Raw genomic sequence first — 24,623 nt, forward strand, 5'->3', positions numbered from 1 at the left:
TGGGGTCTTGTCCCAGTCCGATTGGCTAACATCATTGATGGAGGGGACAGGGTTCTCTTCCATCTTGTTAGCCTAGCAGCACCTCTCGATTTTCTCAATTCCCTTTTTCAACCCCTTGAACAGTTACAAAATCACAACCTTTGACTAAATCAACAGCATTCAAGCACAAAAAAACGATGACTAGCATAATCACAGTTCACAATGCCGCAGACGTTACGCCACAACCGCGATCGCCACAATTCACTCCTCTGCGAAAACCCTGGAGCCACGGACGAGCTTACGGGCCGATCGCCATCATCTGTGTTCTTGTGCTATTGAGCTTAAGCCATGTCATCCTGCATCAAATGGGTAGAACCTGGCTCAAACCTGCAAAACGGTTTCAGTAGACCTGTTCAGGGTCTACTAACAGCAAAATCGCGACGTTATCCACGTCGCGATCGAACCATCCAGTGACTCAATAGCGCTCAATAGAGCGATCGAATCCATTCCCACTCTCTTGCTAACCCTTCTTTTAGCGAAACCCTGGGCGCATACCCCAGCAGACGCTTAGCCTTGGAAACGTCAGCACTGGTATGACGAGCATCCCCCATCGCCTGCTCAATGTGGTTGCGGCGAATTGGTTTACCGACAATTTGATCCATCGTATCCAGCACTTCGGTGAGAACAACCCGACTGCCGCCCCCAATATTGAAAATCTCTCCGATCGCTTCTGGAGCAGTAGCGGCGGCAAGGTTGGCGGCAATTGCATCTTCAACAAAGGTAAAGTCTCTCGTCTGCTGACCGTCCCCATAGATACCAATTGCTTCATCCTGCAACGCTGCTTTGAAAAATTTATGGAACGCCATATCAGGACGTTGACGTGGGCCATACACGGTGAAGTAGCGTAAAGACGTAACTGGCACATTAAAGTTGTAGTAGTACAACCAGCACAACCGTTCAGCCGCTAATTTTGTGATGCCATAAGGAGAAACAGGCTGTGGACAAACCGTTTCAGCCGTTGGCATCATTTCAGCATTGCCATAGATTGAAGATGTGGACGCAAAAACCAGGCGTTTTAACTGTTTTGCATCTTTTGCTGCTTCCAGCAACACCTGGGTGGCATTGATGTTGCGTTCGGTGTAAGACCGAAACCCCGCACCCCAACTAGCACGAACGCCTGCCTGTGCCGCTTGATGATAAATAACATCAACATCCTGAAGCAGCGTTGTCCAATCAAGCTGTTGAATATCGCCCTCCACCAGTTGAAAGGCGGGATAGTTTTCAAGAGAAGCCACGTTCTTTCGCTTCAACATCGGGTCATAGTAATCATTGAATTGATCAATACCAATAACCCGTTCGCCTTGATTTAAAAGCGTTTCCGCTAGATGAGAACCAATAAAACCGGCTACGCCTGTAACAATGTTGGTTGCCATGATTGAAGTTAGAATTTACTACTTTTAATCTTGTTAATAATCTGCTGCCAGGGATGAGCAGCGGCGGGCGGCGGCGGTAACTGCATTGGCTTTGGCTCATGCAAATAGCGATAGTGCTCCCACACATCCCAATACGGGCAGCCCGGCTCAAGTCGAACGCCTGCCCAATGTAAATATTGAAGAGGCTGATTAAGATTAGGGTCTACCAAACCGTGACCGTGACGAATAAAGTGAGGACTACCCGCCCAATTACCCGGAGCGCCACCCGATCGCCGCACAATATTAAAGCGACGAGCAATTCGTTTGAGAATCATGTAATTGATAATCGGTTGGTCAGATGTCTTCTCAGAAAAGTCGAAGTATTCCGGGTGAGATGAACACTCCTCAAACGTCTCATATAGGTCTGACTCTGAAATAAGCTGCTTACGAGCGCCCCAAAATCCTCCATTAAAAATATCGTGGCATGTCTCTACACTAAAAACCCTGTCTTCAATGATTTGGGTTGTAAAGACGTTTTTAATCCCTCCTGCATGTTGATAGTCGGAGCAGATGAAGTCGTACTGTTTTAGATAGTCCAGGTTGTCTATGATGCGCTCAAAAACAACCACATCAGTATCGATATACAAGAACTCTTCAAACGGGCCAAACCAACAGGCTTGCTTTCGAAACTGGTTAGGACGGGCAAAGAAGCGATCGCCAAAAATTTGCTGCAACCGCTGAGACAGCCGCTCGATAAACGGCAAATCATCGTAAACCGTTACACCATAGCTATTGGATAGCCGTTCGGCAACGTGATGATAGTTATCGTCATAGGGAATGAGGATGATGGGTGTGTCGGCATCATAAAAACGAATGCTGTTGAGCAAGGCGATCGTTTGCTCAATGACCCGATCATTGGCTGTAATATAAATTCCGCGTTGTATCGAGGTCATCCGGATATCCCCAGCTTTCGCATCATCCGCTGTGTCAGGCTGGGTTTGGGATGGATAGGGTTAGGTTTGCCCGACAACACTGGACGCTGCTCCGGTTCATGCAGGAATCGATAGTCCAGAAAAATGTCTCGGTAGGGAATAGCCAGATTTTCACCCGCACACAGCCGTCGAAATAACTTTGAAGACAGCCCAATGTAGTGTAAATAGGTCAGCGGTTTACCATGATCGTATAGGGTCTGATGGTTCATTTCAAAGTGAGTGGATGTCACCGCATTTCCAGTCCGCTGGTCTTCTGGTAGATGAATAGCCAGGTTGTGAACTGGAATACCAGCTCGTAAGGTCATGTAGTTCAAAACCGACTGATTGGGAGCGTTTAAGTAAAGAACCTCCGACTCGCCCTCAGCTAATCGATCAACAATCCAATCAAGCTGTTCTTGAGCAAAAAGTCCTCGTTTTGAAGCATAACAACCGGAGCAAAAAATTTCTGATTCCAGTCGTTGCTTTGGAAAAACTTCAACCAGTCTTGAAGAATTGATGTTGAAAATATGAGAGGGGTCTTTGTACTGAAAGTCGTAAACAACAAAATCGTGGCGATCGAGACTATCGAAGATAACGGCAGGTGAACTCAGCAACAGGGTATCGGCATCCAAATAAATGAAGCGATCGAACGGAGCAGCCGGATCAAATGCCGCATACCGATGATTGCAGCTCAAGCGATACACCCCTTCAATTCCCTGCTGTTGCCAACGCTGTAATGCATTAGCATGGGTTTTCCAGACCTGCATCGAGAAGTCTTCCCATCGGGCAAACAGTTCTGGATCGTCGAGTAAGGTAACGTTATCTCGCCTTGCTACTTCTGCCCGCACTCGGTCGAGCTGATGGTCATAGGCAATCACGCACACGGGCATCGCTGCACCAGCGTTAACCTCAATGCTGTTTAAAAGAGCAACCAACTGGTCGTATACCACGTCATTTGCCAACGTGTAGATGCCATCTGTCATAACGGGTTTGAATGGATGAAGGAATAGGTTAAACCATACGTTCGATTAAAATCCACACGGAAATCAATCAAACTGCTGCACAAATTCAGAGAACCAGTTGAGCAAGTTTAGCTCATGCAAAATGATGTGTCGTGCTTCTGCGATCGCCTCCTTGGCTTCATACCAGGCATCAGGCGTTGCAGTAACATCCTGGATATAGCGCAACCCGGCTTCATCCAGGCTGGGCAACCGCAAAAAGCTGCCGGGGGGCAGCAATTTGTCGGCAGCGGCACCTCCGTAGTAAATAGGCAAACACCAGGACAGCAAAGCATCCCAGAGTTTTTCGCTTACGTACCAGCCATTGTCAGCATAGTTTTCGATCGCCAGGTTGTAGTAATAGGGAGCCATCGCGTGCCACTTGTTGCCCACGGCACCGTTTGAGTTTGCCCAGGCAGGCAAGTCCCGCCCGTAAAGGTCAACGTTGAGCTGATGTCCTTGCAGCAGTTCCAAAAAGGCCAGCCGTTTGCGGTGGTTCGCGGTGCGATCGATTCCAGAGGTAATCCAGGAACAGGGACGGCTTTTCTCTGGCACAGCCGCTTTATCCAGGTCTTGAAACCCATTGTTGACATACCAGATCGCTGGCATATAGGCCGGAACAGGTGCCAGATCATCTGGCCCAGACACATAGCCACAGTATTGTTCCGCTTGCCGATAATCAGCGGTGCGCTTAGACAGCTTTTCTACAAACGGCGGCTCTCGCAACAGTGAGACAATCCGCTCTTTCGGCACGCCTCGAAAGTGACCCGTGATCTCTTCAGCGGTGGGTGACGACTGAAATCGCTGAAGCCAATGCGATTTTTGGGGTTTGGGCTTGAAGCTGTGGAAATTATAGAGTAGGAGAAAATCAGGTTCAGGAGCACGAGCCAGCATTTGTATATTGCCCCAAACACCGAAGGGGTGTGGAGTTTGATGCCACAACCAGTCGGTTTGAACTGGCGTTTTATATGACGTGACCATCCCCACCGTTTTTCTACTCATACGTTTTACTTAGAGGTGTATCACCCTCGACGGTTGCAGCTAACGTGGATCAAGCAGTGCTTCGAGAGCAGAGGCTAAGCAGCGAGTTTTCCTCGTTTGAATGGTATCCGATACCAGGTGCGATCGCACAACGGTTCAGTTGCCACAATATCGAATCTTAAACATTGTTAGCTCTCGTTCAACAATTCACGTGATCCGGCGTTTTACCGGTCTACTCCTACGGATCTCCCTGGCGGGTCAAAATTGGACGTAGGCTAATAGTTCCCTGTTCCATATGGGAATACTCAAGCAGAATAGGCTTCAACGGAATCTACATTGAACCTCAGGCCAGCAATGCGACATTTAAAATTAAAAACCAGTGGCATGTAACAGGCGTAATAGTTACCCACGAATGAACTGTGATGAACCGGACTGAGCTAGACAGAGTCAGATCAGACAAGCACCGTAGTGATGATGCTGAGGAAGGTCATGTGGACGAGATTGGGTATCCAAGTCAAGCTCCGTCAATACTGATTGTGGACGATCAAAAGACTCTGCGATTTTCGCTGTGTCAGGTCATGGAGGCTGAGGGCTACAACGTCACAGAAGCGGTAAATGGAGAGCAATGTTTAAGTATTTGCCAGGAATGGGCTAACCCTGTTGGGTTCAACTCGATGCCCGATATTATTTTGCTAGATGCGGTGATGCCCGTGATGAATGGCTTTGACTGCTGTAGCCAGTTGCGAAAGCAGTTTGGCGATCGCTGTCCACCCGTGCTGATGATCACCACACTCGACGATGAAGAATCGGTCAATCGAGCCTTTGATGCTGGAGCAACAGACTACATTACCAAGCCTATTCATTGGGCTGTTTTGCGTCAGCGGGTTCGGCGGCTTCTGCAAATGCATTGGGCGATGACCGAGTTGCGGCATCGCATGGATCAAGAGCGACTGCTTAAGGAACAGCTAGAGACGGCTAACCAAACGCTGCAACGTCTGGCGGCATTAGACGGTTTAACCCAAATTGCCAATCGTCGCTGCTTTGATGACTGCTTACAACGAGAATGGCTCCGGATGGCAAGAGAGCGATTGCCCTTGTCCTTAATTTTGATTGATATTGATTGCTTCAAAGCCTATAACGATGCCCACGGTCACCTGGCTGGAGACGAGTGCTTAAAGCAGGTGGCACAGATAATTCAGCAAGCGGCACAACGGCCAGCGGATTTAGCGGCTCGCTATGGCGGCGAAGAATTTGTGGTGGTGCTACCCAATACGGCGGTTCATGGGGCTGTTCGGGTGGCCGAAAAGATGCAAAGTAGCCTCAAAGAGAAGGCGATCGCACATGCCAATTCATCGGTTGGTTCTGCTATTACGCTGAGTATCGGGGTGACTGGCATGGTGCCTAGATTGGGCACCGCGTCCACCGAATTGATTGCAACAGCAGACAAAGCCCTGTATCAGGCAAAGCTCAAAGGGCGAAACCGCATTGTATATGCCCTTACCTCTTTCTAACAGCGCTGCCCCAGGTCTCAACCGTCTGGGTGTTACTGCAAAACTTCTTCTAGCTTTTGTTGATCCCACAGGGTTTGATATAACCCCGGTTGAGTTAATAGGTCAGCATGAATACCCGACTGCACGATACGCCCTTTGTCCATCACAAAAATGCGGTCGGCGGTAGCGGCAGCAGAAAGCTGATGCGAGATAAAAATGACCGTTTTGCGTTGAGTCCCCTCTGACAGGTTTTTAAGAATTTCAGTCGCCGTTTGGTTGTCTACGCTGGAAAGAGAGTCATCCAGGATGAGGATAGGGGCATCGACGAGCAACGCTCTCGACAGTGCCGTTCGCTGACGTTGCCCACCCGAAAGCGTAATACCGCGTTCACCCACGATCGTTTCATACTGCTGCGGAAAGTTAAGGATTTCTGGATGAATTTGGGCTTGTTTAGCCGCATATTCCACCTCTTGCTGTTCCGCCACCGGATCGCCATAGCGGACATTATTTTTGATTGTGGTGCTAAACAAAAAGCTGTCTTGAGGGACGTAGGCGATCGCCGAGCGCAAATCGCTTAACTGCACCTGGGTAATATCAAACCCATCTAAGAAAAGCTGGCTGGGAGCCACGTCCAACAATAGCGGCAGCGCATTAGCCAGGGTTGATTTACCGGAACCAATAGGCCCCACGACAGCGATCGTTTCTCCAGGTTGAATGGTGAAGCTAATGTCGTCCAGCGCTGGAGCTTTGGCTTCCGGATAAGTGTAGGTGAGATGGCTGGCCGAGAGGCTACCCTTAACCTCGGTATAGGGCAAATGAATGGCATTCGGGACATCTCGAATTCGGGGTTCAACCGTGAGAATCGACTCGACGCGATCGATACTGACCTCGCCCCGTTGATAGGCCGTAATCGTAAATCCTAATAGCGCTGTCGGGAAGACCAACCGTTCAACATACAGCAGCAACGCAATAAAATCACCAATGCTCAACCGCGCGTTGGCAATTTCACCGGCTCCTAACCCTAGAATAATCAGCAAACTAATGTTGGCTAACCCGGTTAACAATGGAAAAAGCATGTTGCGCGTCTTTGCCAGCCGCAAATTGGCCGACAATAGTTGCTGGTTCAACTGCCGAAACGCCCGCCGCTCGTTTTCTTCCTGGGCATAGATTTTGATCAGGGCAATGCCACTGATATCTTCTTGGATCAGGTCGCTCAAACTGGCCGTTTCTTGCTGCACTTCGAGCTGCTCGTTTCGCAGACGATTACTAAAAAGCTGCACCAGGATCAGCATGACCGGATACACAGCGATCGCCAGCAGCGATAAGCGCAAATTAATCGACAGCATGACGGGCAGCGTCAGGGCATAGGCAAATAGCGTATTAGCCAAACTGAGGACAGCAAAACCCAACAAGCGGCGGATATTGTCTACATCGCTGGTAGCGCGACTGATTAAGTCTCCAGCGGTGTTGCTGGAAAAGTAAGACGGCTCCAGAGTAAGCAAGTGCTTAAAGATTTTCTGCTTCAGGTCAAACTCGACCTGCCGCCCTACCCCAAACAACAGAATTCGCGACACCATCCGCACGATCCACATCACGGATGCCAGCACCAAAATCAGCATCGTGTAGTAAATGACCTGCTGAAAGCTAAATTCAGTTTGCAGTTCATCCACGCTGTTGCGAATTAGCAGGGGAATATAAACCCCAACGCCATTCACGACGAGTAGAGCGAAGATCCCCAAGACCAGAACGCGCCAGTGGGGACGCAGGTAAGCCGTCAGTTTTTGCAGTTGAGAACGAGCCATTGCTGGATGCAGATGAGAAATCGGGTATTTAGGGAGCGTTGCTGTGGTGGGAAGGGGAAAGGTGCTGATGGCTGGGCGATCGCAGAGCCAACCACGCTATGCGCCCTCCCTGGCTGTCATTTTTTCCGGTTCCCTTGCTTATCCTAAATCGAATTTCTATAACAGTGCTTCGAGCTATACGCCGAGCGGGTCGAGTAACCAACCTCTCAAGAAGTAATAAACCGAGGCTAAATATTCTTCAACCACCCGCGTTGTTACCGTTAGAGCTTCAACGCTGGGGATCAGGTCGGTCAAAGCGGCTAACTGTAGCCCACCTTCAAGCTGAAAGGCATAAAAATCAGTGGGTCGTGGAATCACCTGAAAATTGAGGTTCGCAAAGGTAGAAAGCGCCCGCCGGGTGCTGACCGTGGGCGACACCAGGATAATTCGTTCTTGCCCGGTAAACCCTAAGCTGTTGAGCCGAGTCCGCACTGCAACGGCGCTGCTCCGTACATCAATGCCATCGGTATCAACGATGATGTTGGATCTGGGAACGCCCATTCCCACCAGCAAGTTAGTAACGGCTTCGGTTTCAGTAGTGCTCGTTTGATTGGTGTCCTGAGCGACATCAGGTTGCGGCCCGGCACTAACAATCACATACGGCTCATTGCCAATATTGGCCTGTTCTCGGTACAGTTCCGAGGCGTAAAGCAAGCGGGAAGCAAGGGGTGTACCAAACCCTTCCGTTGCATTGTTCACCTGTGTCCGCATCCGATATTCAGGATTGGCGGGGGAAATATCGCCCAAAACGACGATCGCACGGGCAGCTTCTACCGTTCCTGCCCGGTTCACAGCTTCAATCACCGATCGCTGCTCGGTTTGAGCCGTCAGCAGATAGGCCGTGAGGGGCAAACTACAAATGAGCAAAATGATCAACGCCGCTAACACCTGATTGCCGTCAATTTTTTTAACCCCCGCTCGCAGCCCGCTGGCCAGCAGGACAATCACTAACCCCAACGGGCGTAGCGGAAACGACAACACGCTCCAGGCAATTCCAATGGCGCGGTTAGCGGGATCTAAGAGCGATAGCAGCAGCAAAAACACCAGCACAATACCGCCCAACCACGTTAACCATGCCCTGGGAATAAATTGAAGCAGGATATAGCGAACGAGGAGAATAATCGCAATCCAAATAATGATTCGGGTCAACAGTTCAAACATCGCCCACTTCCTCAGGTCACCTGCGTCAAGATCTGTTCACCTGAACATGGCAATAGACTGACACAAAATATCCCCATAAATATGCCCAAAGATTTTTGAAAGCGCCATCAATTCAGTATGGATGTTGCAATTGTTAAGCAAGACTAACATCAACGTCCGTAATTCATACTTTTGGGTGAGACAGAGAGGGGAGGCGCGATCGCCCCAATTGTCTTACTGTAAGGACAGGTCTGGGAATAGAGATCTACATGACTATAAACCCTCTTCCAGCCATTGTTCCTGTGTTTGGTGATGTGATTACGGTAATGACATATTCCCTGGGTCAGTTTAAGGCAGTTCTCTGTGGGTTAGGGTACTTGGAGTCCACCGGACTGAATACCCATTGCAGCGATACGCTTGATCCATCCACCCAAACCGCCATTCGCGAATTTCAGGGGCAGCACCACTTGCCGCTCACAGGTGAGCTAGACACATCCACTCAAGAAAAAGCCCGTCAACTGGTTCGCAATCTTCAGCACAGCCTCAACTTGATTGTGGGTGCCCAACTGCCCATCAACGAATTTTATGGCCCCCGTACCGCCAGAGCGGTGATGCTGTTTCAGAAGCGACAAACCCTATCTCCCAACGGTATTGCGGACCTAACCACTCGGCGTTTGCTAGATGAGGCGGTTAAACAGCGGTTGCGCTACCAGGTTGGCTGCATACCCTTTGGAACCTGAATCGATCGGCAGGGCATCGGTTGATAGCAAGAACCGGATCGTCAGCTTCACAGATTTTGGTAAAATCAAGAGCTTGCAGTAAATCACCACGCTTGCTGGACGGAGAGATGCTATGGCTCGGATGTATTATGACGCTGACGCAAATTTAGACTTATTTGCTGGAAAAACGATCGCAATTATTGGCTACGGTTCCCAGGGGCACGCTCATGCGCTCAACCTTAGAGACAGCGGCATGAACGTAGTGGTGGGTCTTTATCCGGGAAGCAAGTCGGCGGCAAAGGCAGAATCAGAAGGATTAACCGTTAAGTCGGTGGCAGATGCAACGGCGGCAGCCGAGCTGATTATGATTCTGCTGCCAGACGAGGTGCAGCGAACCGTTTACACCAACGAAATCGAGCCAAACCTGAGTGAAGGAAAGGTGATTGCCTTTGCCCACGGATTCAATATTCATTTTGCCCAGGTGGTGCCGCCCTCCAATGTTGACGTGGTGATGGTTGCACCCAAAGGGCCGGGGCACCTGGTTCGCCGCACCTATGAGCAAGGGGAAGGAGTTCCCTGTTTGTTTGCCGTGGCTCAAGATGCATCTGGTCAGGCACGCGATCGCGCTATGGCTTATGCCAAGGGCATCGGCGGCACCCGTGCTGGTATCCTTGAAACCACTTTTCGGGAAGAAACGGAAACCGACTTGTTTGGCGAACAGGTCGTACTCTGCGGCGGCTTAAGCGAGTTAATTAAAGCCGGGTTTGAAACGCTGGTGGAAGCGGGATATCAGCCCGAACTGGCCTACTTTGAGTGCCTGCACGAAGTTAAGCTGATTGTGGACTTGGTGGTAGAAGGCGGTTTAGCGAAGATGCGCGACAGCATCTCGAACACAGCAGAATACGGTGACTACACTCGCGGCCCCCGAATTGTGACGGACGACACGCGAGCCGAGATGCGCCAAATTTTGAAGGAAATTCAGACGGGTCAGTTTGCCCGCGAATTTGTCCTGGAAAACATGTCGGGTAAGGCTGGCTTTACCGCCATGCGTCGCCGCGAAGCCGAACATCCGATTGAAGAAGTGGGTAAGGATCTAAGAGCGATGTTTAGCTGGCTCAAGAAAGTCTAGAAATGAAACCGGGTTGGGCGATCGCTCAACCCGTTCTAGCATGACCCATTCAGGCTACTGCGATCGCTGGACGCAGATGGCTCCACGGATTGGCCGCTTCGAGTTGAGCCGCGATCGCAATCAGGGTTGATTCAGCCGCCGGACGACCGACGATTTGAACGCCGATGGGCAACCCAGCCGGAGAGAACCCAGCCGGAATGGCGATCGCTGGCTGTCCGCTCGCATTAAACGGAGGACAGGGGGCAATCCACTGAACCACGTTTTGCACCACCGTTGCCGGATCAAGGTTTGCCCATTCGCCAACTCGAATCGGCGGAGACATGTAAGTAGGGGTGAGCAACAGATCATAGGTGTCAAAAAAGGCAGTAATCCGACGAGCCATGATCTGAACCTCGGCCAGGGCACGCAGAAAGTCGCCGTTAGAGTCGGCAAATGACATGAACCACCGATTAACCGCATTCATCGCCTCAGCCGGGATTCCGGCAGCAGCAATGCCGCCACGGAACACTACAGTAAAGGGATCGGCTAACCCTGCAACACTGGGGCAAGCTGGCTCAACGTGATGCCCAAAGTCTTGCAGCCGTTGAACCGTGTCTAGCACCGCTTTTTCGCAAACCGGATCGATCGTTTCAGCCACTGACGGCAGGGTCATTGCTACTGCTACTCGCAACGGGCGATCGGCTCCCCGCTGCGATCCCCGTCGTGCCACATCCAGAAAGCAGGGATTGGGTGCAGGCAGCCAGTAAGGATCGCCGGTGACATACCCCGACATCACATCTAGTAGTGCTGCCGCATCGGCCACCGTACGAGCGAGTGGACCATTCGTTGCCATGCCGCTCAACCGTTCGCCCACGGGTGCCGATGAGATTCGCCCACGGGACGGCTTAATGCCAACCAGTCCGCAGCAGGAAGCAGGCCCACGCACCGAACCACCACCATCTGAGCCTTGAGCCACCGAGCAGAGTCCGGCAGCAACAGCCGCCGCCGCCCCGCCGCTCGATCCGCCGGGGGTGTAGTCTACGTTCCAGGGATTGCGGGCAGGCGGAAACCCGTCCGGTTCAGTAAATGGCATTGATCCCACTTCTGGGGTAGCTGTTTTTCCCAAAATAATGAAACCCGCTTGCTTAATTCGAGCCACTACCGCATCGTCATAGTCAACCATGTTACCCTTCAAGACCTGACTGCCATAGGTACAGGGCAGCCCTGCTACTGCATTCAGGTCTTTGATGGAAATGGGAACCCCCCAAAACGGCGGCAGTGTAGCTCGATCGCGGCAATGTGCGATCGCCTCAGTCTTGACTTTGGCATCAGCCAGGGCAGATTCAACCGCTACCGTGAAATAGCTGCCGAGAGTAGGATTCAAGCGTTGAATTCGCTCCAAATACAGCTCAGTCAGTTCAACAGGAGACACTTCCCCATCACGGATAAGCTGAGCCTGGTCTAAAGCAGAGGCAAATGCCAAATCAACTGGATTCATAGTCGTTCACGCTGTAAACCGCTGCTGGAATATGAAACCGCAGCATTCCAGACTAAATCCTAACTGGAATGGGAGCCATCTGCTTGTGGTTGAATCGGGTCGGGAAATACACACTCCACCGTGACTTTGACGTTGCATCCGGCTGTACCAGAGGCGATGTAGGGAATGCCCGTCACCCCGCTCATGTTGACACCAAATTCCAGGTTTACTTTCTTGACCTCGGCGATCGCCACCTGCTTAAAGGCGTTGAGAGTATAGGTGGTGTAGTAGCGAATCGTGCTTTCCAGCGTTTGGGCGCTTTTATGAATCATCGCTGGACGAGTACCGTTCGACAAGAAGCCCTTGGCCGTGCGCGTTTGTTCTGGCTCAATGGCAGGTTCCAAGGCAGGAAGACTCGACATATCGGGTTCCTCCGTTGTTTCAACATAGATGATGGTGGTTTCGTCAATTTGAATCGGTTGCAGTTTACTCATGGTGATCTAACGCTGATGGCTGTTTTAGCGTTCCCACCTTATGTGATGATGTGGAGCGATCGCCACGGTGTCTTACCCCATTACCGTTGCAATGGGTCGCCACTAACGTTTTAAGCCTGGATATTAAACCTGGATAGTTAAACCGGACATTAAGCCTAGACAAAGCGGCTGAGCGACACCTGGCGCTGCTGCGACACCTGCCGATAGAGGTCTTCGAGCTGAGTAATATTGCGGCTAAGGGTGTAGCGATCGAGCACCCGCTGGCGAGCCTTGTGCCCCAGTAACGTGGTGAGTTCGGGATGATCGCGAAATAGCGGCAGCAGCGTTTGCAGTTGGGTCGAAACCCGATGCGTATGCAAGATAATACCGGCACCATCTTCTAATACTTCCCCATCGGCTCCCGCATCCGTTGCCATAGAAGCCACCCCGCACGCCATCGCTTCTAGCAACGATAGCGACAGTCCTTCAACCAGGGAGGGCAGAATGAACACATCACAGCCGCGCAGAATATCAATACGACGCTGCTCGTCGGCGACAAAACCCAGCCAGATTATGCCGTGTTCCCCACCGTAAAACGCTTTGAGGGACGGTGCCAGTGGGCCATTTCCCACCATAAGTAACCTGCTGTCGCTGCCCATGTTCGACTGTTTCCAGGCACGCAGCAGCGACTCTACATTTTTTTCGGTGGCAATTCGCCCCTGGTAAACAAACAGCCGCTGGGCACCCAGCAGCGCCTTGATTGTTGAAGCGCCAGGAGAATACTTTTCGACATCTACCCCGTTTGGGATCACGGCAACGCGATCGCCAGATACCCCCATCCGCACCAGCAGGTCACGCTGAACGTGGGAAAAAACAATCACACTGTCGTAGTTGGCCAGGAAAGGGGCGTAAAGCTGGTACATCAGGTGTTGCGTTCCGGATGTTAGATTACGCCGCTTGCGATCGAATGGCGGATGAAAGGTAGCAACCAGCGGCAAGTTTAACTCTTCGCAAATTTCAGGCAACAGAAAATCTAGCGGAGAGAGCGTCAGCGAGGCGTGTACAATATCGGGCTTGAGCTGGCGCAGCGAGTCGATCAACACCTTGCTCGATTTCAGCGTTGGAATGGTGTAGATCTGAGACTTGTAGAGAAAGGGAATCGAAACTTCGTGAACCTCGGAAGCGCTATCGCCAGCCGCTTCTTCTTGAGCAAAATGGAGAAAGCTAACCTGATATCCCCGATCTAACAGCGCATTTGTAACTTCTCGACCATAGGTAACATTGCCACAAAACGGAGACTTCTTTCCTAGCCACGCAATATGCATTCAAATTAATTAGTGTGCCCTAAAAATAGAGAAGAAAATATGGATCTAATTTTAATCCTTGTTGCATCTTAATACGCTGTTTGTCGCCTATGAACGAGAAATTGACCAGGTCAAAACACCGCCTGCCATCGTCATCACCGCCAACCCAATAAAGACAATTCTCAGGCCAAAGAAAGTTTCGGCAACGCCAGCCAGGGCTAACGGCAAACTGAGCGCAATGTTAATGGCGTTGTTTTGCAAGCCAAACACTTTGCCCCGCATCTCTTCTGGGGTTTCTTCCTGCACGGCAGTTTGCATGGGGATGCCAACGATCGCCGCAAATAGCCCCAGACACACCAGCACAAACAGCGTCATCCATAGCTGATGGGTAAACAGCGAGACGGCTCCCAGGGATGCTGCCATTCCAATTGAACCACACAGCGCCAGTTGCGCTCGTGAAAACCGTTGCCCGAACTGCCCAATTAGCACGGCACCGATCGCCATGCCAACCCCACCGGCTGCCAGCAAAAAGCCAAACTGAGAAGATTTGATCGCTGGCATGACCTCAGCCAAACGCACCGCCAGCACCGCTAAAGCAGCAAACACGGAAAACAGGATCACAAGCTGAATCAGTGCCGCCCGCACCCGTTTTTTCTCACCGAGATACCGTAAACCGTCCCGAATATTTTCCCATACCGGCGGCAGTTCCTGGCCGTTGTCATCAGCTTTTTCGCGCGTTCGCAACAGCATCATAATAGCCCCAGCGATCGCATAGCTGCCGCCCACCAGCAGTTCTTTGCCAATATCGGCACCCAGGTGCAACCAGTTAGCCGCTGCATCAGCAAACGCCAGCACCGGCTCTCCCAGCGCAAACCCAATAATGACTGAAGCCATCATGGTGGTGGTGTAGAGGGAATTGGCCGACAGTAAATGCTTGCGCTCGACAATTAGCGGAATCGCAGCCTGCTCTGCTGGCGCAAAAAACTGAGTCAGCGTTGAGACGAAGAACGTTACCACTAACACCACTAAGAAGCCAATGGGCAATCCAGCAAAGGGCGTCCAGCCTTGAGAGATCCACAGCAGAGGGGGCAACACCAGCACAAATGCGCCTCGCAGCAAGTTAGTTAACACCAGCACAATCCGTTTTGGCCAGTGGTCTACATATACCCCCGCAACTGACCCAAACAACACCGCCGGAATCGTAAACGCGATCATCAGCGACGACACCCAGCCGCTAATACTTTGCCCTTCTGCCTGAAAACGACTGGCAATGATAGCAATCATTAAAACCAGATAGACTTTATCGGCAAGTTGAGAGAAGACCTGACCACTCCACAGCGCTAAAAAGTTGTAGTTTCGCAGGACGGGTAAAAACCCTCGCTCTTGCTCGTCATCGGGTTCGGGTTCCGGCTCTAGCTGGGGATGATTGCTACCCTCGGCCAGCTTGCCGTTTGTAGCGTTCAAACTCACAGCGGGTGCGGCTAGTTTGGTGGCCAGTTGCTCCTCTGGATCGGCATAGTCAGCACCCCGGTCGGACATGTCGGCTCTAAGAACCTGTCCTGGCGCTGGTTGAACTGGACGATGATACCCACGGCTTGGAAACTGGCTCGACTCGCTATAGGAGCCAGCTTGACGAGTGGGTTCAAGCTGACCTGGCAGCGGTGTGTTGGGTTCTAAGTCTGAATCAAACAGTCGCATCATGATCTACGGTGAGAGGGGCAGCGGAAGAGACAGAAAACTGATGTCGATGAGCGTGGCAGAGCGAATCGGGCGATCGAAGTGATATTGGGCGTATTGCCGCAACACGCGTTCAATCGAGAGCCAGATCGAGAGGGTAATCGGTTGGGGTAGCGCATTTAGCTCGGGTGAGATTAGCGTACCATCTGGCTGGATTAACTCTGGTTGAGAGAGTTGCTGAAGTACGGCTAGCTCGGTGGCATTGAGGCGATCGCCCAGGACAGTGCGGCGATCGGTTGAGGCAGGGCTGGAGGTAAATGGTTGGGGATGAGATACGTTTTCCCTCATAATTGTCCCATCTTCGGCAAGATACTGACTCGCTCGTTCAGCAGACTTAGAACGCAGTCGAGGCTTAGAATAAGGAACGTTAGATAGCTGGGTTGACAGGCGATCGAGTACGTCCAGGTGAATTGTGCCGCCAGCGGCAGCGCTAAACCCCACCTGCCAACTTGGTTCGGTAAAGTCTGGCGTGAGCGGCTGCTGAGTCGTGCAACAGGCGTGAACCTGCGGCGCAACGCCCGCTTGAACTAACAGGTGAAAGATAGCTTGAGTCAGGCTGGCCAGGGTTGCCGTTTTGGGTAATCGCTCTAAACGGCGCAGATGTTCGCTCAGCAGACCGAGAAGTTCGGCCTGCGGTTGGTCACTCAGAGCCTGGTACAGGGCTAATTCGGCTAAATATTGGCTGGCGGTCAGCTTGCCTAAATCCTGGCCTAACCCAGGAAACGATTCGACACTTTCAGCCTGAATAATTTTGTCGAGGCTTTTTCCTTTGGCAACCAGCAACTCATTAACGACAAATAGATCGCTGCGTCCCCGCAAGCTGGATTGATGTTTGCGGGCACCCGGTGCAACCGCCCGAATTAAACCCATTTCCTGAGTGAGAATCGTTAGCAGGCGATCGGTCTCCCCCAGTGGCATTGCCTTCAGATTAATTCCCGTTACCTTGTAGGTTCCACTCATAAATTAAAGAGCGATGTGCGTCCGTCCGTCTGGATGGCAGATGAGACTTAACAAGCCGCAATAGACAACGTCTGTTCCATTGGCGATTGTTTAGAGCCATTGTTAGTTGGCCTACCCTTCTTTCAGGGTATCGCGTTGTTCTTGTTGGCGGATTAAATCAATGCCACGCGATGTACCCAACCGAGTTGCGCCCGCTAAGATTAGCTCGATCGCCTGTTCTGCCGTCCGAATTCCACCCGATGCTTTAATGCCAACCCGGTCTTTGCTCAGTTCTTTTAACAGCTTGACATCGGCCAGCATGGCTCCGCCTCGCCATCCTGTGTGGGTTTTCAGATATGACACACCTGCATCCAGGCACACCTCAACCGCAAGCTTCTTCTCGGCATCGGTTAACACAGACATTTCTAAAATAGCCTTGACGGTCTGCCCGGTTGAATCGCAAATTTCGGCAATCTCTCGATGCATCTCCTCGGTTTTACCCAACTTCAGCCAGCCTAAGTTGATGACCACATCCAGTTCCGTTGCTCCGTTTTCTGCTGCTTCTTGAGCTTCATATAGTTTGACGGCTGACGTGGTAGCCCCAGTGGGAAACCCAATCACCGTACAGACCTGGGGGCGCTTGTTGCGTAACAACTCCACCGCCTGACGAACATGCACTGGATAGATACAAACGGCTGGAAACCCGTAGCGATCGGCTTCTTCACAGCATTGTATGACCTGTTGAGATGTCGCCGCCGGATCAAGGAGAGCGTGGTCGATAAACGCTGCCAGATCAATTTCAGAGTGTGCCTTAGCCATTATCGCTCCATACTGTCCTTCTTATATAACTTGTATCAAAGAAACCAGAACAGCTTGCAAGAAATTTGGGCGTTGCTGACTCACAGCCTGAACTCGTCATCCTCGAACTCTTCATATCCTGGACAGGGGCATAGGAAAACCAGGAGAAGCCCTGTAGACTCAGCAAGTGCAGGTTGAGCAATGATCGACCTGAGTGATTGTGGTGTGTTTATCAGGACTATGAGTTTATGAAACGGAATGGATTGATTGCCCTGACTGTAGCAGTGGGACTCTGCGGTGGTGCTGGTGTTGCACAGGAATTACCGACCGAGGGTACGTCCGCTGATGTTACGTCTCCCAATGCCGATGTCCCTTATATCGGGGTGGACGGAACGTTTACCCTGGATACAACGGTTCCCTCCTCTTTACATGACCCGCGCAACCCTGCTCGTATTGTGTTTGAGCGCATGGAGAATTTCTCCTTCTATCGCGATATGGCAGGTCAAGACCCGATCGCCGAAAACTGTACCTATACCTATCGCGGTGCGGCACCTGACCCGTTTTATTATCCTCAATACCAGACCTCCATCTGGGATTTGTTTGAGCTAACGTCTGAGGACATGGCCTGTAGCGGCTTTAAGTACGTTGCGTTGCGTTCTCCTCATGGTGAGCCAGCCCACATGCACTTGCGCTATGGTGGCGAGACCTCCAGCTTTGAAACACTACTCAATATGAGCACTGGAGAATCTGACTCTGAAAGCCTTGATCCGTGGTGGAGTCTCTACTGTGCTGAAGGTGTAACAGCGTGCGATCTGTGATATTCGAGACTATTCGGGTCGCAATTGTTCAGTCAATCAGCCAGCGTGTTTCCGAGCAAGCTCTATCATTCAGAGGCAGATAATCGATGACCTACCTCAGGCAACTGTTGTTTGTTCCCATTGTTGTTTTAAGTTTGGCAGGAGGTACACTGGCTCACGAAGTTGGGCTAAATGCGATCATTCAAGTGCAAACAGCCAGCGGCGAAACCGCTACGTACAATGCAACCACTCTTCCTCGTAGTGCAACGGTCACGTCGGTGGAAGTTGTGGCGTACTACAGCACCGGAGAGCCGATGTCTGATTGCCAGGTGACAGTACTGTCACCGGACGATCGCTCTACTCCGTGGAGAACGGGTCGCTGCGATCGCCAGGGACGCTATCGGTTTACGCCCGATGTATCTAAGCGAGGACGCTGGACGGTGAGAGTACAATCGTCGGGGCACAGTAGTTTCATCGACATTCCGATTCTTTAGCGCTAAAGAGGCTGATGTCCTTACCCATGAAGGGAGATCGATAGCTGCGACTATCTCATCTCCCTTCATGGCTCACGACAAACAAACCGTTTAAAGACTCTGTTCAGGCAAGATTTCCAGTCACGTTTTAGCAAGCTAGCAGATCAGGTTCAAAATAATACATCTATCTAACGAGGTACTATTGAACTTAACAACAGACTTGCGTGATTTTGGATCGATTCTTATACAGCAAAATATAGAGATTGCTAAGGGCGTAAACCATTTGAGAGCAACAAGATATCGATATACAGCAGTTCTCAATCGAGTAGGCCACAGTCTCGCCAGGATGGGTGTGGGGTGTAGGGTTTGGAGTTTGGTGAATGCAGATGAAGATGGCTGTAAGTGGTTCAGAATGGGCATGATCACGTTTAAGCACAGATAACCAAATCAGGGACAATCACTTAGAGCCTCCTGATATAGTGGAGACATTAGGTTGTCAGTAGCACGTTTGAACGCCATCGTAGAATCGTTGGCTTGGCTCCCACTGTTGACATAGAGTTGGATCGATGAGCTTTTTTGAACCGCACGATCCCTGGCTGGGTGAACCCATTGGTGACTGGATTGGCCTTCCTCCAGTGGTTGACCCCTGGCTGGGTCAGTTGGTCGGTGAGCGCGATCGCTATCGCCTTGAGAGTCGTTTGGGCAGCGGCGGCATGGGAGAAGTCTTTCTGGCAACCGATACGCTGCTGGATCAGCCCGTTGCGCTAAAGCTGCTGAGTGACAAACTGGCAACGGCTGACTTACGAAAGCGATTTGAGCGAGAGGTGGCGGTGTGCGCGGCACTTCGAAGCGAGCATATTGTTCACATCAGTGATTACGGCGTGATGCCCGAAGGCTACCCCTTTTATGTAATGGAGTACTTGCAAGGGCAAACCCTCGATCAGGTAATGCGGCAAGAGTGCCAGATATCGGTTGAGCGCACGATCAACATCATCACTCAAATTTGTGCAGGGTTACAGTTGGCTCATGATGGGGTGCGGCTGCGGCATGAGGGCACCAGCAAACGGGTGAAAGTGGTGCATCGCGATCTTAAACCGGGCAATATTTTTTTGGTGCCCACCGCTCTGGGCGAACTTGCCAAAATTTTAGACTTTGGCATCGCCAAAATCCACACCGATCAGGCTGATTTCACGAATATCACCAACGTGTTTCTGGGAACATTTCGCTACGCTGCTCCAGAACAGTTTGAAATTGGTAAAGGTGTAGATGAACGGACAGATATCTACAGCCTGGGCATGATTCTGTATAGAATGCTGACGGGAACCAATCCGTTTGGATTTGATGATTTGTCGAGACAGGTGAGTGGCGCAGCCTGGGGAGTGGCTCATTTAACAAAACCCACGCTGCCGCTGAGGGCACAACCGAACTGTAGCCATTTGCCGTTAGAACTTGAAGACGTGGTGATGCGCTGTCTGGAGAAATCGCCCGACGATCGGTTTTCCTCAGTACGAGCGTTGAGTCAGGCATTGGAAGCGGCTATTGATGCGATCGATCCTGCCGTGGCGCAACAACCGAGCCGCTGGTTAAACTGGCTGCCGTTTGTTGGCAGGGCATCTCGCAACCGAGTCCGCAGAGCCAAGCATCCGACCTCATCGCTGACGACCCAAGCGCTGCACCACAGGACTGGCGCATCCAGTACATCTCTGGTTGCACCATTAGAACTCACAGCAGCAGAACTCACGACACATCCATCTGAACTCGCCCATCAACCCGCTATCGATTCGGACACGCAATCTACCTGGTCTCTGGCTGGCAAGTCATCTAGCCATGCGATCGAGGTGGCGGCAGGGCGATCGCCCCACAAACCAACCCTGCTGCTGGCTGGAGCAGGCATCACAGCCGCGATCGCTCTGGTCATTTCGCTGTCTTCGATGTTGTCGGTTATCTCCCAAAGTCCTTTCACCCCAACCGAAGAACGCCCTAACCAGGGCGAGGAATTGCCTTCCCCGGTTAACCCGCTACCCGTGGCAACGAAAACCTACACAGGTCATGCCGATACGGTTTGGACAGTGGCAACCAGTCCCGACTTGAAGACCTTCGTTAGCGGCAGCTACGACAGAACCATTAAAGTCTGGGATTTACAATCGGGTGCCCTGCTTGACACCCTGGAAGGCCATCAGGACGCAGTGAGGGATGTCGCCATCAGCACAGATGGCACTACTTTGGTCAGCGGTAGCGGCGATAAAACGATTAAGGTTTGGGATCTGCAAACCCGGCAAGTTCTGCGAACGTTATCTGGTCATTCTGGCCCGGTCTGGTCGGTTTCGATCAGCCCTGATAAAACGACGATCGCCAGCGGCAGCTATGATGGCACCATCAAGATCTGGAACCTGAATACAGGAGAGATGATTCGAGCGCTGCCAGATCATTACGACTCGGTCTGGTCGGTTGCCATTAGCCCCAACGGACAAACCCTGGTCAGCGGTAGCTATGACGGCACCCTTAGAGTTTGGAACGTGCGAACCGGAGAAGAACTGCACACGCTGCGTGGACATACCGATGCGGTTCGTGCGGTTGCCGTTAGCGCCGATAGCCAACTGGTTGCGAGTGGCAGTTGGGATAAGACGGTCAGGATATGGGATCTACAAACTGGGGAATTGCTGCGTACCCTGTCTGGTCATAGCGATCGCGTAGTCTCCGTTGCCATTGATCCGGCTGGCAAAACCCTGGCTAGCGGCAGCCTGGACAAAACCATTAAGGTGTGGGATCTGCAAACCGGAGAGCAGCTCCACACGCTGTCTGGACATAGCGATTGGGTGAATGCGATCGCCTATACGCGCGATGGTAAAGCGCTGGTCAGCGGCAGCAAAGACACCACTGCCAGAGATTGGCAGTTTTAATAGCCAGTGAGCAAACTACAGAACTTGAACCCCCTCATCCCTTTCGTTCCCAGCGAAACTTTCGGTCTGCCTCGGTGATAGGAACATCATTGATGCTGGCCTCTCGCCTCTGCATCAATCCATTTTCGGCAAACTCCCATTGTTCATTTCCGTGAGCGCGATACCACTGTCCTGAGTCGTCGTGCCATTCGTACTCAAAGCGAACAGAAATTCGATTGTCGGTAAAGCTCCATAGCTCTTTTTTGAGCCGATAGTCTAATTCTTTATCCCACTTACGGCGCAAGAACGCCTTGATGTTGTCGCGTCCGGAGAAGAATTCAGCGCGATTACGCCACTGGGAATCGGGCGTGTAGGCAAGCGCAACCCGCTCTGGGTCGCGCGTATTCCAGGCATCTTCTGCGGCCTGAACTTTTGCTCTGGCTGTTTCTAACGTAAACGGGGGCAGGGGCGGTTTGGTTTCCATTGTGACTGACCAGCAAAAAGTAAACAGGCTTTAGTCTCGCCAGAGATAAAGCCTGTTTACAAGATACCAGACAACAATCTGGCTAATTCTCTGATTACTTGAATAGTACAGCCAGCGCAATCGCTAGTACTTTTCAGTCAAATAAAGAGCCTGTTCATAAACTTTGGTGGGCGGACTTCTTAAATCCCAGACGATGCCAAACCACGACAACAGTTTAAGAATGTAATGAGTTACATCAACTTCCCACCAGTAAAAGCCTTGCCGCTCTGAAGCAGGATAATAATGATGATTGTTGTGCCAGCCTTCACCCAGCGTAATTAAAGCTAGAAATAAGTTGTTGCGGCTATTATCGACCGTATCAAATCGGCGAGTCCCTAAAATGTGGGAGATCGAGTTAATGGTAAATGTGGAATGATAAAGCAACGTTGTGCTGACGCAAAATCCCCAGATCAGCATTTGCAACCCATTGGTATGGAGTTGAGGAATAAACCGTTGAAACCCAACTCCTAAAACCGTTACGGCGACTGCCAATGTAATTGGAGCCACCATATGAAATCGATTCAGGTACCGCAGTTCTGGGTATTGAGCAAAGTCGCGAACCTTCCGTTCTTCTGTTTTGGAATAGTAGGGGCACAACACCCAACCCACATGAGACCACCAAAAACCACTGCGAACCGGTGAATGAATATCATCTTCTGTGTCAGTATGGCGATGATGATGACGGTGGTGTGCCGCCCACCAAAGCGGGCCAAGCTGAGCAGCAGCGTTGCCTAAAAGAGCCAGTACGAATTGAAACCAGCGTGTTGTTTTGTAGGCACGATGGGAGAAATAGCGGTGGTACCCTGCGGTAATGCCAAACATCCGCACAAACCAGAGGAGGAAGCAGGTGATGAGAGCAGTCCAGCTAAATCCTACCCAGAATGTGAGGAGGCAAGCGATATGAATTGATATAAAAGGAATATTACCCAGAATATCTATTTGACGTTTTTGTCTTGACAGCATACGTGAGGTATTAAGTTAGCTTGGAAAATAGTAACAATTAATGCGAAACACTTTGTTTAACATATTTCAACAAAGTTATATGTTTGATTACGGCGATCGCCAACCAACGCAACACGGCATTGCGGAACAGATGAATAAATGGGTTTGCTAAACACCCGCTGTAGGGGCATCGCCATGCAATACCCCTACAAAATTAATATCATATGTTCGGCAATACCCAACGACTCTGGCTCTGGTCAACCAACGGCCAACTCAACTTGCTAAGCGGCTGTTTGGAAAGGATTAGAAGTATTAGGTGCCTCCTGTAAGGGCTTAGCATCCGATCCAGAAGTAGTGCCCATAGCTGGCTTCCCGCAGAGTATGCCACGCCCTACAAGTGTCGAGCTACAAATCAGACTTTTGAACCATCCCCTTATGAAAGAGACGAAGCAACCCCGCTCCTAAGTTCCTGGTTTTATTCTCGAACGGTGGTAGTCGTTGTAGCCGTGGCTCGAGGATGGCGAGTACCAACAGATGCTCCGATAAGAGCTGCAACCAATCCTAGCAACGAACCCAAAGCAAACGACCAGCCCACTTTTGCAGCGTTACCCGCTATATCACGGGTCTGTTGCGCGGTGGCTCCTGTAGTTGCATCTGGAGCCGGAACCCCGCCTTGCTGCGCTTGATTGATGATTTCTCCGGCGTTTGATGCTACTATGCCAAACGCTCCTGTGACTCCGCTGGTGAGCAACCAGGCGCTAATTGCCAGTGTTGTCGCCCACAGGATAGCGCCATTCAATAAGGCAGTGCTTCGGTTCATTGGGCCACAGGCACGAGCCGTTACCCATCCCCCAATAAACAGCGCAATTAACAAACTGATAATTGACCAAATGCCAACAGCTGAGCCAACATCACCCACATTGGAACGGGGTGCATCTGAGCCTGCGATTGTAGTTAAACCGATTGCCGCTCCTAATGCACTCAAGACCAGTTGAGTACTTAAAGCGACAACTAATCCAGCAATAATGGGACCCCAACGTACCCGATCATGATAGTCCGCTACTGGAACGGCAGCTCGTTCAACAACTCGGTCTATCGGTCTATCAGTGTAAGCCATCGCTTAATTACTCCTTGTGAAGCTAGATGTGAAGCTATATGAAAAGAACGAACTCTATTCAAAAGTAATTTCAAGGTATGTTGATGGTCGAACTTATGAACCTATCAACAGGAATAGAAACGGTGTGCCTTTTTAAAAGTTAACCAGATAAAAAAGTTTTAAAAACTGTAGTTTTCAAACCAAATTATTTTTTGCTACATTGAGAGCTTTGGTTAACTTCCAATCTGGCGCTTTACCCAGACCAGAACTTAAAAATTTGACGTTGTGCAATTGACGTTGTGCAATTTGTGCAATATGAGATAGCAAATGAGAAATTGACGCTCACTTCAAGCGGCTGAATATCTTGTTGAGAGATCATCTTGCAGGTGTTAGCACCGCTCGAACGACTCCTGAATTGCCCAACCAGCATAAGGTGTAAGCGCTGAGCCAAATAGGAACGCTGCATCAGAAACGTTTTGCATTAACCTCTGCAATCTCTACATTTGAGGCGAATACAAAATGGTTGATGCTTTTCAGACCACTTCA

The 24,623-nt window shown here is 50.9% G+C and carries 22 protein-coding genes; 7 read left to right on the forward strand and 15 right to left on the reverse strand.

Annotated elements, in window-relative coordinates; all coding sequences use genetic code 11:
• Nucleotides 1–176 precede the first annotated feature (176 nt).
• The gene (locus IQ268_RS23595; protein ID WP_193884333.1) at nucleotides 177–386 is read left to right on the forward strand and encodes a hypothetical protein; all 210 of its coding nucleotides are present in this window, start codon (nucleotides 177–179) and stop codon (nucleotides 384–386) included.
• A 78-nt stretch (nucleotides 387–464) separates the two neighbouring features.
• Here the strand turns inward: IQ268_RS23595 and IQ268_RS23600 are convergent, their stop codons facing one another.
• The 4 genes from IQ268_RS23600 to IQ268_RS23615 all read right to left on the reverse strand — a co-directional run bounded on the left by IQ268_RS23600 (nucleotide 465) and on the right by IQ268_RS23615 (nucleotide 4,362).
• Nucleotides 465–1,412 (reverse strand): NAD-dependent epimerase/dehydratase family protein, encoded by a 948-nt coding sequence (locus IQ268_RS23600; RefSeq protein ID WP_193884335.1) that lies wholly within the window; start codon nucleotides 1,410–1,412, stop codon nucleotides 465–467.
• An 8-nt stretch (nucleotides 1,413–1,420) separates the two neighbouring features.
• Nucleotides 1,421–2,335 (reverse strand): Npun_R2821/Npun_R2822 family protein, encoded by a 915-nt coding sequence (locus IQ268_RS23605; protein WP_193884417.1) that lies wholly within the window; start codon nucleotides 2,333–2,335, stop codon nucleotides 1,421–1,423.
• Nucleotides 2,336–2,340: 5 nt separating this feature from the next.
• Entirely contained in the window at nucleotides 2,341–3,345 is a 1,005-nt protein-coding gene (locus tag IQ268_RS23610; RefSeq protein WP_193884337.1) for an Npun_R2821/Npun_R2822 family protein, read from the reverse strand.
• A 63-nt stretch (nucleotides 3,346–3,408) separates the two neighbouring features.
• On the reverse strand, nucleotides 3,409–4,362 hold the full coding sequence (locus tag IQ268_RS23615) for a glycosyltransferase family 10 domain-containing protein (RefSeq protein ID WP_193884339.1): 954 nt from the start codon (nucleotides 4,360–4,362) through the stop codon (nucleotides 3,409–3,411).
• Between the two features lie 401 nt (nucleotides 4,363–4,763).
• On the opposite strand from IQ268_RS23615, the gene IQ268_RS23620 reads away from it, so the two are divergent.
• Entirely contained in the window at nucleotides 4,764–5,852 is a 1,089-nt protein-coding gene (locus IQ268_RS23620) for a PleD family two-component system response regulator (RefSeq protein ID WP_193884419.1), read from the forward strand.
• A 32-nt stretch (nucleotides 5,853–5,884) separates the two neighbouring features.
• On the opposite strand, the gene IQ268_RS23625 is transcribed toward IQ268_RS23620, so the two are convergent.
• Together IQ268_RS23625 and IQ268_RS23630 are read right to left on the reverse strand one after the other, a co-directional pair.
• The gene (locus IQ268_RS23625; RefSeq protein ID WP_193884341.1) at nucleotides 5,885–7,633 is read right to left on the reverse strand and encodes an ABC transporter ATP-binding protein; all 1,749 of its coding nucleotides are present in this window, start codon (nucleotides 7,631–7,633) and stop codon (nucleotides 5,885–5,887) included.
• Between the two features lie 174 nt (nucleotides 7,634–7,807).
• The gene (locus IQ268_RS23630) at nucleotides 7,808–8,833 is read right to left on the reverse strand and encodes a YdcF family protein (protein ID WP_193884343.1); all 1,026 of its coding nucleotides are present in this window, start codon (nucleotides 8,831–8,833) and stop codon (nucleotides 7,808–7,810) included.
• Between the two features lie 248 nt (nucleotides 8,834–9,081).
• Here IQ268_RS23630 and IQ268_RS23635 point away from each other — a divergent pair, with 248 nt between their 5' ends.
• Both IQ268_RS23635 and ilvC read left to right on the forward strand, forming a co-directional pair.
• The gene (locus tag IQ268_RS23635) at nucleotides 9,082–9,552 is read left to right on the forward strand and encodes a peptidoglycan-binding domain-containing protein (RefSeq protein WP_193884345.1); all 471 of its coding nucleotides are present in this window, start codon (nucleotides 9,082–9,084) and stop codon (nucleotides 9,550–9,552) included.
• A gap of 112 nt (nucleotides 9,553–9,664) precedes the next feature.
• Nucleotides 9,665–10,660, forward strand: a complete 996-nt coding sequence (ilvC, locus tag IQ268_RS23640; RefSeq protein ID WP_193884347.1) for a ketol-acid reductoisomerase — start codon at nucleotides 9,665–9,667, stop codon at nucleotides 10,658–10,660.
• 49 nt (nucleotides 10,661–10,709) lie between these two features.
• On the opposite strand, the gene IQ268_RS23645 is transcribed toward ilvC, so the two are convergent.
• From IQ268_RS23645 to deoC, 6 genes are all read right to left on the reverse strand, one after another.
• Complete coding sequence (locus IQ268_RS23645) at nucleotides 10,710–12,137, reverse strand: amidase (protein ID WP_193884349.1); 1,428 nt, start codon at nucleotides 12,135–12,137, stop codon at nucleotides 10,710–10,712.
• A gap of 59 nt (nucleotides 12,138–12,196) precedes the next feature.
• Nucleotides 12,197–12,610 (reverse strand): CU044_2847 family protein, encoded by a 414-nt coding sequence (locus IQ268_RS23650; protein WP_193884351.1) that lies wholly within the window; start codon nucleotides 12,608–12,610, stop codon nucleotides 12,197–12,199.
• Nucleotides 12,611–12,765: 155 nt separating this feature from the next.
• Nucleotides 12,766–13,914, reverse strand: coding sequence for a glycosyltransferase family 4 protein (locus tag IQ268_RS23655; RefSeq protein ID WP_193884353.1), 1,149 nt, complete (start codon nucleotides 13,912–13,914; stop codon nucleotides 12,766–12,768).
• Between the two features lie 87 nt (nucleotides 13,915–14,001).
• On the reverse strand, nucleotides 14,002–15,594 hold the full coding sequence (locus IQ268_RS23660) for an MFS transporter (RefSeq protein ID WP_193884355.1): 1,593 nt from the start codon (nucleotides 15,592–15,594) through the stop codon (nucleotides 14,002–14,004).
• Between the two features lie 3 nt (nucleotides 15,595–15,597).
• Nucleotides 15,598–16,590, reverse strand: coding sequence for a DNA repair protein RecO (recO, locus tag IQ268_RS23665; RefSeq protein WP_193884357.1), 993 nt, complete (start codon nucleotides 16,588–16,590; stop codon nucleotides 15,598–15,600).
• A 111-nt stretch (nucleotides 16,591–16,701) separates the two neighbouring features.
• Nucleotides 16,702–17,388: a deoxyribose-phosphate aldolase gene (gene deoC / locus IQ268_RS23670; RefSeq protein WP_193884359.1), complete on the reverse strand. Its 687-nt coding sequence runs from the start codon at nucleotides 17,386–17,388 to the stop codon at nucleotides 16,702–16,704.
• 227 nt (nucleotides 17,389–17,615) lie between these two features.
• Between deoC and IQ268_RS23675 the strand changes: the two genes are divergently transcribed.
• From IQ268_RS23675 to IQ268_RS23685, 3 genes are all read left to right on the forward strand, one after another.
• Complete coding sequence (locus tag IQ268_RS23675; RefSeq protein ID WP_193884361.1) at nucleotides 17,616–18,185, forward strand: hypothetical protein; 570 nt, start codon at nucleotides 17,616–17,618, stop codon at nucleotides 18,183–18,185.
• A gap of 86 nt (nucleotides 18,186–18,271) precedes the next feature.
• Entirely contained in the window at nucleotides 18,272–18,658 is a 387-nt protein-coding gene (locus tag IQ268_RS23680; RefSeq protein WP_193884363.1) for a hypothetical protein, read from the forward strand.
• 545 nt (nucleotides 18,659–19,203) lie between these two features.
• On the forward strand, nucleotides 19,204–21,537 hold the full coding sequence (locus IQ268_RS23685) for a serine/threonine-protein kinase (RefSeq protein WP_193884365.1): 2,334 nt from the start codon (nucleotides 19,204–19,206) through the stop codon (nucleotides 21,535–21,537).
• A 34-nt stretch (nucleotides 21,538–21,571) separates the two neighbouring features.
• Here the strand turns inward: IQ268_RS23685 and IQ268_RS23690 are convergent, their stop codons facing one another.
• The 3 genes from IQ268_RS23690 to IQ268_RS23700 form a co-directional block, all read right to left on the reverse strand.
• Entirely contained in the window at nucleotides 21,572–22,000 is a 429-nt protein-coding gene (locus tag IQ268_RS23690; RefSeq protein WP_193884367.1) for a nuclear transport factor 2 family protein, read from the reverse strand.
• A 123-nt stretch (nucleotides 22,001–22,123) separates the two neighbouring features.
• Nucleotides 22,124–23,002 carry an acyl-CoA desaturase gene (locus IQ268_RS23695; RefSeq protein WP_193884369.1) on the reverse strand — a complete coding sequence of 293 codons (879 nt, stop codon included), beginning with the start codon at nucleotides 23,000–23,002 and terminating at the stop codon, nucleotides 22,124–22,126.
• Between the two features lie 454 nt (nucleotides 23,003–23,456).
• A complete protein-coding gene (locus IQ268_RS23700; RefSeq protein ID WP_193884371.1) occupies nucleotides 23,457–24,098 on the reverse strand; it encodes a hypothetical protein in 642 nt (213 codons plus the stop codon).
• Between the last annotated feature and the right edge of the window lie 525 nt (nucleotides 24,099–24,623).

The sequence above is a fragment of the Oculatella sp. LEGE 06141 genome (genome assembly GCF_015207605.1).
Lineage (GTDB): Bacteria > Cyanobacteriota > Cyanobacteriia > Elainellales > Elainellaceae > Oculatella.

Excerpts from the sequence above, each read along its gene's own strand:
- IQ268_RS23595 (WP_193884333.1), top strand. The coding sequence starts at position 177 with ATGACTAGCATAATCACAGTTCACAATGCCGCAGACGTTACGCCACAA.
- IQ268_RS23600 (WP_193884335.1), bottom strand. The coding sequence starts at position 1,412 with ATGGCAACCAACATTGTTACAGGCGTAGCCGGTTTTATTGGTTCTCAT.
- IQ268_RS23610 (WP_193884337.1), bottom strand. The coding sequence starts at position 3,345 with ATGACAGATGGCATCTACACGTTGGCAAATGACGTGGTATACGACCAG.
- IQ268_RS23615 (WP_193884339.1), bottom strand. The coding sequence starts at position 4,362 with ATGAGTAGAAAAACGGTGGGGATGGTCACGTCATATAAAACGCCAGTT.
- IQ268_RS23620 (WP_193884419.1), top strand. The coding sequence starts at position 4,764 with ATGAACCGGACTGAGCTAGACAGAGTCAGATCAGACAAGCACCGTAGT.
- IQ268_RS23625 (WP_193884341.1), bottom strand. The coding sequence starts at position 7,633 with ATGGCTCGTTCTCAACTGCAAAAACTGACGGCTTACCTGCGTCCCCAC.
- IQ268_RS23630 (WP_193884343.1), bottom strand. The coding sequence starts at position 8,833 with ATGTTTGAACTGTTGACCCGAATCATTATTTGGATTGCGATTATTCTC.
- IQ268_RS23635 (WP_193884345.1), top strand. The coding sequence starts at position 9,082 with ATGACTATAAACCCTCTTCCAGCCATTGTTCCTGTGTTTGGTGATGTG.
- ilvC (WP_193884347.1), top strand. The coding sequence starts at position 9,665 with ATGGCTCGGATGTATTATGACGCTGACGCAAATTTAGACTTATTTGCT.
- IQ268_RS23645 (WP_193884349.1), bottom strand. The coding sequence starts at position 12,137 with ATGAATCCAGTTGATTTGGCATTTGCCTCTGCTTTAGACCAGGCTCAG.
- IQ268_RS23650 (WP_193884351.1), bottom strand. The coding sequence starts at position 12,610 with ATGAGTAAACTGCAACCGATTCAAATTGACGAAACCACCATCATCTAT.
- IQ268_RS23655 (WP_193884353.1), bottom strand. The coding sequence starts at position 13,914 with ATGCATATTGCGTGGCTAGGAAAGAAGTCTCCGTTTTGTGGCAATGTT.
- IQ268_RS23660 (WP_193884355.1), bottom strand. The coding sequence starts at position 15,594 with ATGATGCGACTGTTTGATTCAGACTTAGAACCCAACACACCGCTGCCA.
- recO (WP_193884357.1), bottom strand. The coding sequence starts at position 16,590 with ATGAGTGGAACCTACAAGGTAACGGGAATTAATCTGAAGGCAATGCCA.
- deoC (WP_193884359.1), bottom strand. The coding sequence starts at position 17,388 with ATGGCTAAGGCACACTCTGAAATTGATCTGGCAGCGTTTATCGACCAC.
- IQ268_RS23675 (WP_193884361.1), top strand. The coding sequence starts at position 17,616 with ATGAAACGGAATGGATTGATTGCCCTGACTGTAGCAGTGGGACTCTGC.
- IQ268_RS23680 (WP_193884363.1), top strand. The coding sequence starts at position 18,272 with ATGACCTACCTCAGGCAACTGTTGTTTGTTCCCATTGTTGTTTTAAGT.
- IQ268_RS23685 (WP_193884365.1), top strand. The coding sequence starts at position 19,204 with ATGAGCTTTTTTGAACCGCACGATCCCTGGCTGGGTGAACCCATTGGT.
- IQ268_RS23690 (WP_193884367.1), bottom strand. The coding sequence starts at position 22,000 with ATGGAAACCAAACCGCCCCTGCCCCCGTTTACGTTAGAAACAGCCAGA.
- IQ268_RS23695 (WP_193884369.1), bottom strand. The coding sequence starts at position 23,002 with ATGCTGTCAAGACAAAAACGTCAAATAGATATTCTGGGTAATATTCCT.
- IQ268_RS23700 (WP_193884371.1), bottom strand. The coding sequence starts at position 24,098 with ATGGCTTACACTGATAGACCGATAGACCGAGTTGTTGAACGAGCTGCC.